Origin of the sequence: Corynebacterium sp. 5QC2CO (assembly GCF_024580435.1) — a bacterium.
Taxonomy (GTDB): Bacteria; Actinomycetota; Actinomycetes; order Mycobacteriales; family Mycobacteriaceae; genus Corynebacterium; species Corynebacterium jeikeium_D.
The window spans coordinates 82,899-95,226 of sequence record NZ_JANIKI010000007.1; the positions used below are offsets into that span (position 1 = coordinate 82,899).

Here is a 12,328-nt window from a genome sequence, read left to right on the forward strand (position 1 = left end):
ACATCCTATATGTTCTGCCGCCGAACCGTGAAGTGAAACTTGAACCTTATGCGTTGTGGTTGTCCCGCACGGCGCGCAGCCGATGAACCAACACGGGTTCGGCTGCTTCGGCTGCCGGAGAGTCGAGAAGTCGCGAAAGTACCTGGTGGTAGCGGATTGTGTTGTTTCCAAAGTCCTCGGCAAAGCGACGCCGAATTGCCTCCTGCCGCGCACCGGCCATACGTGGTCCACGGCGGGCAACTTTCAGCCATTCTTTCTCAAAATCCAGCATTTTCTGAGCCAAAACGGGTTCAATGCCGCTGGTATCACCCACGAGTCCGAGATGCTCGGATGAGTCAAGCCGCCGCTCGGCCTCAGGTTCGTGGCTGCCACCTATGGGCTTCTTGCTCACCACTTTCCGCACCCCGCTTTCCTTCTCGCTCGCCCTGATCCTCTATTCTGCACGACACCATCTATGCAGATACCTAGTGAAGATACATCGTCAGATCTAGCCACCCAGCCCTCACCTACGCCCCACCTACAACTCCCTGACACAACTCAGGCATCACCAGGCGATATAGAAAACATGGACGCCGAGTAGAATCAGCGACATGACTATCCGTCCCATTGTGATTGCCGGAGACCCCGTTCTCCACACTCCTACCCAGCCGGTAACCGAGGACATCTCCGAGCTGCGTGAGCTCATCGAGGACATGTACGAAACCATGGACCGCGCCCACGGTGTGGGGCTGGCTGCCAACCAGGTGGGCGTCGGCAAGCGTCTGTTCGTCTACAACTGCCCCGATGATGACGACGTCTGGCACCGCGGCTGCGTCATCAATCCGGTGCTGACCACCAGTGAAATCCCGAAGACCATGCCTAACGACGACGGTTCCGATGACGAAGGCTGCCTCTCTGTACCCGGCCTGTCCTTCCCCACCAACCGCGCGGAGAAGGCTGTCGTCACCGGCCTGGATGAAAACGGCGAAGAGGTCCGCATCGAGGCCACCGGTTTCCTCGCCCGATGCATGCAGCACGAGGTCGGCCATCTAGACGGGTTCCTCTATACCGATTGCCTCACCGGTCGTTGGAAGCGCATGGCCAAGAAGGAAATCAAGCGCGCCGGTTGGACCGAGGGCGGCCTGACCTGGATGCCGGGCGTGGATCCGGATCCGTTCGGCCACGAGGATTAGATCGTGGCGGATAGGCAATTGGAGTCGTCGGCAAGCGAGAATGCAGCACAGAAGCTACCGATTTCCCGCTGGGGCGTCGGTGAAGTAGCGGTGGGACGTCGCGTCATCGTGCGGCGCGCGCTGACCGATGAAGAGGCATTGGCCAGCGGCAAGAAGACTACGGACGTCATTGGGCATGTGCTCAGCATGGATCCGTTCGTCGTGCGTCCGCAGGTTCGCGCTGGCGTGCGTGCCGACGAATCCGTGGCAGCGGTGGACTTTAGCGATAAGCACATTTTGATTGTGAAGGCCCTGCCGGATCATCCGGTGCGCAATTCGGATATTCGCGCCGTGGAAACTGCGACAGCGAAGGCCTTTCCGGGTATCGCGCACGTGATGGAGTCGGGCTGGCTGCTGCGAGCCGGCGATGGCATTACGGAGCGTTCCAACTCCGCGCTGCCGCTCGAACCTGGAGCCAGCACTCAGCCGGTGCCGTTGGAGAAGATTAAGTCGTTTTACGATTCCCACGATTTGCCGGTGCGGATTGCGATTCCGGATAGAATCGCCAAACCTGCACAGGCACTGGTCGCGGGGCCGGAATGGACGGTCGGGCCGGACATCGTGGTCATGACGCGCTCGCTCGACGGGGATCTGCCGCCCGCTGTATTGGGAGTTGAATCGGACAGCACTGAACAGGCGCTTGATGAGCACAGCGCCGAACAGGTGCTTGATGAGCACAGCGCCGAGCTTGCAAACGTACAGGTGGACATCGCTGATCAGCCTGACGACGATTGGTTGGAGCTCTACCATTTCCGCGGCACCACGCTGCCCGAGCATGCACTACAGCTTCTGCGCAATGAAATCGATGGCCGCATGTGCTTCGGACGCCTGCAAGTGCCTGACGACAATGCGCCTGAAGGAATGCGCACGGTGGCAATCACCCGCGGCACGCTAACCGAATCGGACGACGGCCGAGTGTGGCTCGGATTCTCCGCTGTGGAAGTCGCAGCCGATATGCGCCGCCGAGGACTAGGCACGCTGCTTGGCATTCACATGATGCACTGGGGCGCACAACACGGGGCAGATTCGGCATATCTGCAGGTATTGGGTTCAAACGAGGCCGGTATTGCGCTATACCGGACACTCGGTTTTACCGAGCACCACCGGCACCGCTACGCGGAGCTGACAGGGGCTTAGGGGCCGGGGGTTACGTTTCGGCCCTGCGCTGCTCGCCCTGATCGCCCTACTTCCCGCGCTTAACCCTTTTAATCCGCTTCAGCTGCTTGCCCTGCTGCTCTTTGCTGCCCATGCGATTGCCCATGCGGCGCTGCCCGCGCTGCAGCTCGCGCGTCTCCGGCTTTTCCACCACACGGGTGTGGACCGAGAGTTCATGACGACCTCTCCCCAGCGGATCGCGTGACGCACCCATCGCAATCCAGCCAGCCAGGCCCGCAGAGACAAACCAACCGGCGACCGGAATCATCGACGGCAGAATCCAGGCATTGCGCACAAAACCATCGCGGGCTGAGACTGGCATCCCGTGTGCACCTTCGATTTTCATGCCCATGGCGTGTTTACCCGGCGACCCGTCGAAGATGGAGTCCCCCGCCACGCGGTAGAGGTAAAAACCACCGGGACCGAGGAAGAGGCTGATCAGCATCACCATTACGCCGCTGTCCGATGTCCCCACGATGCTAGTGAGAACTGCAATGGAGGCAATCAATGCAGTGTAGATGACAGAATCCACCAACAGCGCACCACCACGACGTGCCACTGAGCCATTGGCCAGATTGGGGTCAAAGCCCAGGTGTACTGCCATTTGAGCAGTCAGCGGCGCGACTTTGGGATTAGCACTGAGCACACCGAAGGAAGACACCCCGTAGCTAGCGGGGTACCCGCTCTCGTAGCCGACCGGAATGTTTGCTACCGGATATGGCACTTCCAGATGTGGCACTGCCTGATACGGCATTGCCGCACCGTACGCCGCATATGTGTCGTGCTCCCGATAAGCATTCCTGCCACTACTACTCAGGTAATCCGCCGGACTGTACTCGCCGCCGTAACGGCGATCGTCCCAGTTAGCCAACCTCGAAACTCCCTTTCCTACCGGGCTTCCGCCCACCTAGTCCGCTTTTGTCCGCCTATTTTGTCACTGCTTTATTCAACGCATGAGGCCGCCGTTTCGTTCCCCTTTTACAATCGTTGATATGCGAATCTGTGTCTGGAACGTCAATTCGGCTCGAACCCGCCTCGACCGAATGGTGGAAATGCTGCGCCGGAATGACATTGATGTCCTGGCCGTCCAGGAAACCAAGTGCAGGGACGACCAATTCCCCACCGCTGCTTTTGAAGAGCTGGGATACCAAGTCGCCCACCACGGCCTGAATCAGTGGAATGGCGTTGCCATCATCTCCCGCGTCGGCCTTGAGGACATCCAGGCAGGGTTCCCCGGTCAGCCCGGTTTCAACAAGGACCCCGACGCAACTCCCGCACTGGAGGCCCGCCATATCGCTGCTACCTGCGGTGGCGTGCGCATCCACAGCCTCTACATCCCGAACGGCCGCGACATCACCGACCCGCACTTCGAGTACAAGCTCGAATTTTTGGAGCGGCTCCGTCAGCACGTCATCGCCACGCTTGACGACGACCCGGAGGCCACCTTCATGATGGGCGGCGACTTCAACATCGCCCCGACCGACGCCGATGTCTGGTCAATGGCAGCCTTCGCGGGGAAAACACATGTCACACCACCTGAACGCGCAGCTTTCTATGCGCTGGAGCAGGCGGGTATGAAGGAAGTAACTCGCCAATTCACTCCAAACCAGTGGACCTACTGGGATTACAAGGCTGGCCGCTTTTTCAAGGATGAGGGCATGCGCATCGACTTCCAGCTCGCCTCCCCCACCCTCGCGGCAAAGGCGTCCACCGGATTCATCGACATCGAAGAGCGTCAGGGCAAAGGCGCATCCGACCATGCTCCGGTGATTGTGGATTACGAAGTGTAGATAAACGCGGCGGAAAAGTGCGTAGGCATAGCTCCTAAGGGGGTGTCGCTGGGGCCGTCGTAAAGCGGAGTTCTTACTGTCAGCCCCTAAAATCAGGGGCAGAAATGGGCGATAAAGCATCCGCACAACACTTATGAGCCTAACTTTTTGTTCAATCTACAAATTTTCACCACAGAAAGTTATTTCGACGATATAAGGTGTTTATTCAGAACATCAATTCATTACGTCGGGAAGGAAGATCATGACTTCTGCACGCTCCCCTCAGCGCACCACTACCCCGGAGCCAGCGAGCGGCTTCCCCACCGCGGATGACTCAACTGAGTCCGATGAATCCCTGCGCGAAAGCGTGCAGAAGATCTCCATCGGCCTGTATGACTTCCTTGCGTCGACTCGCCGCCTCGGTGAGCGCCCGAATGCCAGGATGGACATTTCCCAGTCGGAAATGGAAGTACTGCACTTTATTTCGACCCACCCGGGCTGCGGCGTATCCGACATTGCACGCCTGCGTTTTCTGCGCCCGTCCAACGTTTCGGCGACAGTTCGCCGTCTACTCGACAACGGGCTGATTGAACGCGAGAACAATGCAAAGGATCGCCGTGCGCAGAACCTCTACGTCTCCAGCGATGGCGAGACCCTGCTGGAGCAGCTTATCGACCACTGGGGTGCGCTGGTGTACGAAATTGTGCGAACGATGTCACAAAAGGACGTGCGTGCGCTAATTAAGGCACTGCCTTCGCTGCTGAAGCTGGCGGAGCACTCGGAAAGCTATGTTGAAGAGCACCAGCGCCGCCAAGAGCCGTTCTAATAGCGCGCCGCTAAGCCCTTCTTACTAGGTACGATGATGCTTATGGCTATTACTTTGAAGAAGGCAAAAGACGTAAAGACCGCTCCATTGGTGGCTACCGGCCTCATCGGCGGCTGGCTCACCGCTCGCGAAACAGGCATTCGCCCGCTCGGTGGCGTCATCTTGGGCGCCGCCGGCGCATATGCAGCACGCACCTGGAACGCAAAGACCGGCGCCCTGGGAGCCACTGGTCTGGTGGCCGCCTACCTCGGCGCTTTCGGCCTCTCACACCCGCTGGCTAAGAAGATTGGCGCATGGCCGTCCGTCCTGACCGTCACCGCGCTGGCTGCTGGCGCAGCAGCAGTTGCCGACTCCAAGTAAGCAACAAGTAGACAAGCCGCTCTCCCGACTTAAAAGTCGCGCCGGGGAGCGGCTTTGGTGTGTCAATCTCAGCGTGCAGCCTCAATGGGCGGTGTAAGCCTCAGACCTTAGCCACCTAGTCAAGGCCCTCCAGCAGTTTCTCGAGGTGCGCGCGCACCCGGGGCCACGATTCCACGAAAGGCGGCAGCAGATCGAGGCTGTCGACGTCGTCAAGCGGAATCCAGCGCAGCTCTAGAGACTCTTCGTTCGGATTCGTCTCCAGTTCTTCGGCAGCTAGTGCGTAGACCGTGTGGTACTTCCAGCCGCCGGCGAGCTCGGGACGGTCCGGATCGGCCGGGAAGGGGCCGGTGGTGACCTGCGTGTCGAGGATGCGAAGCTGATGCTCCAGCAGCCCAGTTTCCTCCGCTGTTTCACGCAGCGCGGTCGCCTCAGGAGTCTCATGAGAATCACAAGCCCCACCAGGAACACCCCACGTTAGGGGGAATGATGTCCAGTCAGCTCGATACTGCATAAGCACAGTGCGCTGAGGGCTCACAATCAGCAGCCCTGCAGCTCCGAAGCGTCCCCAGCAGCGCGTACCGTTGGGGCCGGCCGCCCAACCATTTCCATCCTGAAGCATGTCTCCACCCTACGCCAGATACCCTTGTGTTTTCCGTCACAAGCCCGAGCGACTAAGATTTGCAAGGAACTAACGTTGCTCTGAGCGGAGAGATTGTCGCAGGCGACTTCGGTCACGTCGGAAGGACACGTGCACATGGGTGAAACCACTTCAAGTGCGCCTCATTCCCGCGCCCACGACAAAAGCCGAAACCCGTTTCACCGCAAGAATCGCGCTCCCCGCCGAACTCGTTTCAGCGGTCGCACCACTCCCGGTGGCGAAAGCTTAGACACACACACTGCGACTCAGGCGGCAAAGCAATCGAAAGATGCTCCCGCATCCACCCCGGCTCCCGAGAGTGCGGCACCATCAACTGCTCTGGAAACTACAGAGTCCTCGGCTAATGCCCCAGCGACGGCCGCAACCCCAACAGCCCTAGCAGACTCTCCACGCGATACAGACCTCCGCGTGGATGCCCTGGAGATTGGCCCGCGCAACCGGAGATTGACACGTTTTCTCGGTGAGCGCCTCTATGACAAGCTCGGCCCGTCGGCCACGTATGTTCGCCGGTCAGCGTCATTTTTGATAACGTCGCCGGGCCGATTGACCATAGTCGCCCTCATCCTCATCGTCGCAATCCTGGCCGCCGGCCTATCCATGTGGCAAACGACCTCGCAACGCCAGCAGCAGCTCACCCGCATTTCGCAGCTGAGCGAGCCGATGGCCAACGCCTCGCAGAATCTCTATGCCTCGCTGACGATTGCCGATGCGTCGGCCAACACCGCTTTTTCCCGCGGCACACTCAACAGCAGCCAGGACTTGGTCAGTAACTTCGACGATGTCATCGCGCAAGCATCCATGTCCGCTACCCGCGCAGCTACGGGCATTGAAAACGTCGATGATCCAGAGATGAAGAATGTCGCGACTGTACAGCGACTGTTGCCGGTCTACACCGGCATGGTCGAGACAGCTCGCGCGAATGCGCGCCAGGGCAATCCCGTCAGTGTCGCGTACCTCGCCTCTGCCTCAAACTTGATGCAGGTCCAGATTCTGCCAGCTGCAAAATCGCTCTACGAACGCACCAGTACCACCACTAATGAGGAGCAGCGCGAACTATCGAAGCCACCTCTTTTCCCGATGTCAGGCCTGGCAGCGGCAATTTTGATGCTGCTAATCACACAGTGGTGGCTGACTCGCCGCACCGGTCGACTATTCAACGTCGGCCTGTTTGGTGCAACCATGCTGATGGCCATCGCGCTTGTCGGTGTGGGAATTGCCACCACTCAACCGTGGCAGTCCAACTCTCTCTTCGGAGAGCAGCGTCCGGACGTTCATGCCCTAACCGAAGTGCGCATTGATGCCCAGCAGCTACGCGCCAGCGAAACCCTCGGCTTAGTGCGCCGTCAGCCCGCGGACGCGGAGTCCTTCTCGCAGTCGGTGCGCACCCTGGTCGGCGAGCTGGAAAGAGTAGATGCCAACGCGCCGGACGACGATGTCAGAGCTGCCATCCACGGTATCTACAGCTGGGAGTCCGGCCACAACCTGATGATGGAGCACTTGAGCTCAGGCGACTACGCCGGCGCGGTTCGCATCGCGACCGATGTGGATAATGCCAGCTCGTCGGCGGCTGCGTTCAACCACGTCGATGAGTCGCTACAGAATTCCATCGCGGAGTCCCGCCTGACCGCCCGTGAGAACCTAGACCAATCCCGTCGCGCTCTCGCGGCACTCTCCCTTGCCACGGTTACACTGACCGTCATCGCGGCAGTCCTGGTCGTTTTCGGCTTCCGACACCGGCTTCTGGAGTACCTATGATCGTTCCGTTCTCCCCATCGCTCCGCGGTCTCGCCGGTTGGCGGCGCAGGGCCGTCCTTGGTGCACTCGCCGTCGCCGGGCTCACCGTCAGTGCCTGCGCGACCGATTCGCTTGCCGACGATCCCTACTCGCGCACAATTCTGGAGGCCACCGGTGACTTCCCCCTGCCACCGGGCGCGTTCTACGACCAAGCCTCCTCGAGGAGGCCTGCGGCAGAAGCCAACACTCCAGATCTGTCCACACTTGCCCCCGATGGCCAAACGCCGGAAGAGCGAATCCCGGAGATTTACCAGCGCGGTCGCATCATTGTTGGAGTCGACCAATCATTGAACCTGCTCAGCTTCCGCGACTTCAGCACCGGAGAGCTCTCGGGGTTTGAGGTATCACTGGCACAAGAGATCGCCCGGGACATCTTTGACAATCCCGATGCTGTCGAGTTTCGGTTCGTCGACAGCAACGAACGCACTGCCGCGCTCGAAGACGGCACCGTCGATGTCGTTTTGCGCACTATGACGGTCACCGATGCCCGGCGCGAAAAGGTGCTGTTCTCCGCACCGTATTTGACAGCACGAGCTGGAGTTCTAGTCTCTTCGCCGGGTGGCGATGCTTCCCCCGAGGACGTCGAGGATGGTCGTATCTGCGTCTCCAGGGGATCCACTACCGAGGATTTGATTCGACGGCTCTCGCCGAACAATACCCTGCTGTTGGTCGGTAACTGGTCGGATTGCCTCATTTCACTTCAAAACAGCCAGGCAGAAATTGTCGTTGCCGATGACACCATTCTCGCTGGTATCAACGACCAAGATCCGGCTACCGCCATTGTCCAGCGGGGCTTGAACGAGGAAAGCTACGCGGCCGGTGTATCCAAGGGGAACCCAGGCCTGGTTCGCCAAATCAACGCGACCCTGGAGCGTATGGCCAGCGATGGCACCTGGCAGTCCCTCTACGACACTTGGTTCGGTCCCTTCCTGCCAAGCGGTGCACAGCCATCGCCACAGTACGGCGACGACGAAGACATACTTGGAATCTCCCCCACACCGGAAGCTGCTCCAGAAGGCGAGGTGGATAACCGATGAGCGACGAAAACCAGTACTCCGAGCAAGCTCAGCAAGCCGAGCAGGCCCAGCATCCGCAGTACACGCCGGAGCCCCAGGAGGATGCTCACGCAGAGGCAGAGGCAGCTGCCACTCAGGCCGTCGCCTTCGACCCATTCGCCGATGAAGACGACGAACAAGAGCCCGGCACTGCCGCTGTCGCCTTCGACCCTTTTGCGGACGATGATGACGATGACGAAGAGTTCGATATCGCCGAATTGTTGGGGCGCGGGGGCTCGTCGTCAAGCGTGACGACCCAACCCGGCGCCCAGACACCAGATCCGTCGATGGCCTCGCACCGGAAAGCGTTGGAGGACTTCCGCCGGAGGCGATCGAATGCACACCGCGGACGCACTGTCGCCGACGGCATGGTGCACCTGCCGTACATCACAACGCAGGATCCGCGCGATGCAGTAATGAGTGATGAGAAGATTCGGGCGACGAATAAGCCAGCGCCGAGCCTGAAAGCCGGCGATATCGTGGCGGATCAGTACGAGATTGTGGGACCGATTGCCCACGGCGGTCTCGGCTGGATTTATCTGGCGATTGACCACAATGTCTCGGATCGCTGGGTCGTACTCAAGGGCATGATGGCAGCGAAAAACGAGAAGGATTTCGCCGTAGTCCAGGCGGAACGCGAGTTCCTCGCGGAAATCTCGCATCCGGGAATTGTGAAGATTATCAACTTCATCGATGAGACGGACGCCAACAGCGCCACCGGCTTCATTGTGATGGAGTACGTCGGCGGCCCGTCGTTACGCAAGCAGCGACGGAGCTACCCAGACGGTGTCATGCCCTGTGACCTGGCGATTGGCTACATCCTGGAGCTGCTCCCCGCGCTGGATTACCTGCACTCGCGCGGCGTTGTCTACAACGATTTGAAGCCGGACAACGTGCTGCTCAGCGAAGACCACGTCACGCTTATCGACGTTGGCGCGGTCACCGGCATCGGCGCCTACGGCCATATCTACGGCACGCCCGGTTTCCAGGCGCCGGAGATTGCCACGACGGGACCGACGATTGCCAGTGATATCTACACTGTCGGCCGCACGCTGGCCTCGCTGATTCTGAAGTTGCCGGCGACCAACGGCGTCTACGACCCGGGGCTACCCTCACCTGTCGAAGAGCCTCTGTTCCGCCGTTTTTACTCGCTCTACCGCTTCCTACTGCGCGCTTGCCACGATAACCCGGAGGCTCGCTTCGGTTCTGCCGAAGAGATGAGTGTGCAGCTTATCAGCGTATTGCGCGAGATTCTAGCGGTGCGCGACGGCGTGCAATTCCCGCAGGCGGTGTCGAATTTCTCGCCGCAGCGTTCCACGTACGGCACCAAGCACCTGGTGTTCCGCACCGATCAGCTTGTCGACGGCATCACCCGCGGCGTGGAAATCACTCCGCAAGAGGTGACCTTCGCGCTGCCTGTACCACTGATTAACCCGACAGATCCGGGTGCGCGCATCTTGAGTGCCTCGTCATTTACGGAGCCCAACGAACTTATCGAAACACTGACCAATGCGCTGTCCGAACCCGAGTATGGCTCTTCGGTGGAAATTCCGCTGGGCATCGTGCGTGCGAAACTGGACCTCGGATTAATTAATGAGGCCCGCGACAGCCTCCGCGATGTCTCTGAACGTTTGCAGCGGGATTGGCGTTACCACTGGTACGAGGGCGTGACTTATTTGCTTCTCGACCAATTTAACGATGCCCTCGCCTCGTTCCACCACGTGCTGACAATGCTTCCCGGCGAGCCCGCTCCGAAGTTGGCGCTGGCAGCGACTCTCGAGTTGATTCAACAGCGCTTGGGTATCGCCAACGCGTCTCTCCTCGAGCCCGCTGTCGCCCGCGCCGCCGCGAACTTGAGCAGCGCGCTGGATAATGTCGCTGCCGATACGCCCGAAATCTTCTCCCCCGCCTGGGCCAGCGAGTCCCTGTCGCCTCAGACGATTCGTTTCAACACCCTGCGTCTCTACGCCGTCGTGTGGGCGGCCAACCCGACAACGGTATCCTCCGCCTTCGGGCTAGCTCGTCAGCTGGCCTCTGAGCGCCAACACGAAATGGCTATCTCCCAGCTTGACCGCGTTCCCGGTAACTCCCGCCACCATCGCATGGCACGTTTGACGACGATTCTGATGCTCACCTCCGGGATGCCCTCCGAGTTGACCGAATCGAGAATTCGCCGTGCTGCGCGTCGCCTGGTGGAGCTACCAACGAATGAACCGCGCATGCCACAGTTGCGCATCGCCGTCATGGCGTCAGCACTGAACTGGTTGCGCAGCTCGAACCTCGACCATGCAGCTAGCTCCAATGGTCTTTTCGATGCACCCTTTACCGTGGCCGGCCTGCGTGAAGGACTGGAAAAAGACTTACGGATGTTGGCGCGCTCTTCGCAGTTTCCGCGACACCGCTACAACTTGGTGGATATCGCAAATCTCATTCGGCCACGGACTTGGCGTTAGTTCTCTACCAGCTCCTTACCGAACCTGCTCAAGCATGCGGTTGTGGGCGTGCGCGCCACCCCAGAATTGGTGAATAGAGAGAAAATTGCCTTTCGTGGTTTAAGATATCCTCTATGTTTGCCTCTTCGAAATCCTCTCTCCGCAGCGCTAAGCGTGTGATTATCAGCGCTGCAGCCCTCACCACCGCCTTTGGTATTGGGGCCGGCACTGCCGTTGCCCTGCCGGTTTCTCCTGACCTGCAGTCGCTCAGCCAGAGTGTTCGGGACCTCAAGCTGCCGGAGATCTCGACTCTGGATTCGGGCGACCTTGCCCCTGAGCTCTCTGAGGTACTGGATTCCTCTTCGGTGAAGCTGCCGGATTCGGTCGTCGCTCTGATTAATGAAAACTTCAAGTTCGCTGAAAACAACAAGCAGGTGGCGGACAAGGTCAAAACTCAGCTGCTGAACGCGATCGACAGCCTGCCGTTGCCAGCTGCGCAGAAGGCCGAAGCCACCCGCGTCGTCAACGAGATTTTCGGTTTGCTGGGGGGACAGGACGAGCCGTCGCAGCCTGAGCCGGCGCCTGCCCCTGCTCCACAGCCAGAGCAGAAGCCACGCCCTGAACCACGGCCAGAGCCAAACAACCCGTGCCCGCCGAGCGCCCGCGCATGCGTTGACCTGGCTAACCAGAAGACCTGGCTGCAGGAAAATGGCAACATCACCTACGGTCCGGTGCCAATGTCCTCCGGTATGCCAGGTTACGAAACCACCCGCGGCCACCTGAGCGTTACCCGCAAGGTCCGCGATGAGTGGTCCCGTCCTTACAACGGTCCGATGCCGTTCTCGGTGTACTTCACCAACGACGGCGAGGCTTTCCACGAGGGCTCTGTTAATCAGATGTCCCACGGCTGCATCCACCTGAACCACGATGATGCTGTGAAGTACTTCGATACCCTGCAGGTCGGCGACGGCGTCTACATCTGGTAGTTAGCTGCGCTGATGCGCTGAAACGATGACCGGGGGACTGAGCCTGTTGAGGCATAGGCGCAGTTTCCCCGGCGGTGAAAAA

Annotated in this window: 12 protein-coding genes; 9 read left to right on the forward strand and 3 right to left on the reverse strand. The window is 59.8% G+C overall.

What is annotated here, in order from left to right; genetic code table 11:
• Positions 1-46 precede the first annotated feature (46 nt).
• Complete coding sequence (locus tag NQ014_RS10980) at positions 47-394, reverse strand: DUF3263 domain-containing protein (RefSeq protein WP_257074536.1); 348 nt, start codon at positions 392-394, stop codon at positions 47-49.
• Positions 395-590: 196 nt separating this feature from the next.
• Between NQ014_RS10980 and NQ014_RS07375 the strand changes: the two genes are divergently transcribed.
• On the forward strand, positions 591-1,172 hold the full coding sequence (locus NQ014_RS07375) for a peptide deformylase (RefSeq protein ID WP_049169904.1): 582 nt from the start codon (positions 591-593) through the stop codon (positions 1,170-1,172).
• Positions 1,173-1,175: 3 nt separating this feature from the next.
• Positions 1,176-2,348, forward strand: a complete 1,173-nt coding sequence (locus NQ014_RS07380) for a GNAT family N-acetyltransferase (protein ID WP_257074537.1) — start codon at positions 1,176-1,178, stop codon at positions 2,346-2,348.
• A 46-nt stretch (positions 2,349-2,394) separates the two neighbouring features.
• Here the strand turns inward: NQ014_RS07380 and NQ014_RS07385 are convergent, their stop codons facing one another.
• Positions 2,395-3,237 (reverse strand): RDD family protein, encoded by an 843-nt coding sequence (locus tag NQ014_RS07385; protein ID WP_257074538.1) that lies wholly within the window; start codon positions 3,235-3,237, stop codon positions 2,395-2,397.
• Positions 3,238-3,358: 121 nt separating this feature from the next.
• Between NQ014_RS07385 and NQ014_RS07390 the strand changes: the two genes are divergently transcribed.
• The 3 genes from NQ014_RS07390 (at position 3,359) to NQ014_RS07400 (ending at position 5,321) form a co-directional block, all read left to right on the forward strand.
• A complete protein-coding gene (locus NQ014_RS07390; protein ID WP_257074539.1) occupies positions 3,359-4,156 on the forward strand; it encodes an exodeoxyribonuclease III in 798 nt (265 codons plus the stop codon).
• 241 nt (positions 4,157-4,397) lie between these two features.
• Positions 4,398-4,961 (forward strand): MarR family winged helix-turn-helix transcriptional regulator, encoded by a 564-nt coding sequence (locus tag NQ014_RS07395; protein ID WP_016421518.1) that lies wholly within the window; start codon positions 4,398-4,400, stop codon positions 4,959-4,961.
• Between the two features lie 42 nt (positions 4,962-5,003).
• On the forward strand, positions 5,004-5,321 hold the full coding sequence (locus NQ014_RS07400; RefSeq protein ID WP_172620224.1) for a hypothetical protein: 318 nt from the start codon (positions 5,004-5,006) through the stop codon (positions 5,319-5,321).
• A gap of 115 nt (positions 5,322-5,436) precedes the next feature.
• On the opposite strand, the gene NQ014_RS07405 is transcribed toward NQ014_RS07400, so the two are convergent.
• A complete protein-coding gene (locus NQ014_RS07405; protein ID WP_257074540.1) occupies positions 5,437-5,940 on the reverse strand; it encodes an NUDIX domain-containing protein in 504 nt (167 codons plus the stop codon).
• Positions 5,941-6,075: 135 nt separating this feature from the next.
• On the opposite strand from NQ014_RS07405, the gene NQ014_RS07410 reads away from it, so the two are divergent.
• From NQ014_RS07410 to NQ014_RS07425, 4 genes are all read left to right on the forward strand, one after another.
• Positions 6,076-7,734 (forward strand): hypothetical protein, encoded by a 1,659-nt coding sequence (locus NQ014_RS07410; protein ID WP_257074541.1) that lies wholly within the window; start codon positions 6,076-6,078, stop codon positions 7,732-7,734.
• Positions 7,731-8,810, forward strand: coding sequence for a glutamate ABC transporter substrate-binding protein (locus NQ014_RS07415; protein WP_257074543.1), 1,080 nt, complete (start codon positions 7,731-7,733; stop codon positions 8,808-8,810). Before NQ014_RS07410 ends, NQ014_RS07415 begins: the two co-directional genes overlap by 4 nt.
• The gene (locus tag NQ014_RS07420; protein WP_257074544.1) at positions 8,807-11,281 is read left to right on the forward strand and encodes a serine/threonine protein kinase; all 2,475 of its coding nucleotides are present in this window, start codon (positions 8,807-8,809) and stop codon (positions 11,279-11,281) included. Before NQ014_RS07415 ends, NQ014_RS07420 begins: the two co-directional genes overlap by 4 nt.
• 113 nt (positions 11,282-11,394) lie before the next feature.
• Entirely contained in the window at positions 11,395-12,246 is an 852-nt protein-coding gene (locus NQ014_RS07425) for a L,D-transpeptidase (RefSeq protein WP_257074545.1), read from the forward strand.
• The last annotated feature ends 82 nt before the right edge of the window (positions 12,247-12,328 follow it).

Excerpts from the sequence above, each read along its gene's own strand:
- NQ014_RS07375 (WP_049169904.1), top strand. The coding sequence starts at position 591 with ATGACTATCCGTCCCATTGTGATTGCCGGAGACCCCGTTCTCCACACT.
- NQ014_RS07390 (WP_257074539.1), top strand. The coding sequence starts at position 3,359 with ATGCGAATCTGTGTCTGGAACGTCAATTCGGCTCGAACCCGCCTCGAC.
- NQ014_RS07395 (WP_016421518.1), top strand. The coding sequence starts at position 4,398 with ATGACTTCTGCACGCTCCCCTCAGCGCACCACTACCCCGGAGCCAGCG.
- NQ014_RS07400 (WP_172620224.1), top strand. The coding sequence starts at position 5,004 with ATGGCTATTACTTTGAAGAAGGCAAAAGACGTAAAGACCGCTCCATTG.
- NQ014_RS07405 (WP_257074540.1), bottom strand. The coding sequence starts at position 5,940 with ATGCTTCAGGATGGAAATGGTTGGGCGGCCGGCCCCAACGGTACGCGC.
- NQ014_RS07410 (WP_257074541.1), top strand. The coding sequence starts at position 6,076 with ATGGGTGAAACCACTTCAAGTGCGCCTCATTCCCGCGCCCACGACAAA.
- NQ014_RS07415 (WP_257074543.1), top strand. The coding sequence starts at position 7,731 with ATGATCGTTCCGTTCTCCCCATCGCTCCGCGGTCTCGCCGGTTGGCGG.
- NQ014_RS07420 (WP_257074544.1), top strand. The coding sequence starts at position 8,807 with ATGAGCGACGAAAACCAGTACTCCGAGCAAGCTCAGCAAGCCGAGCAG.
- NQ014_RS07425 (WP_257074545.1), top strand. The coding sequence starts at position 11,395 with ATGTTTGCCTCTTCGAAATCCTCTCTCCGCAGCGCTAAGCGTGTGATT.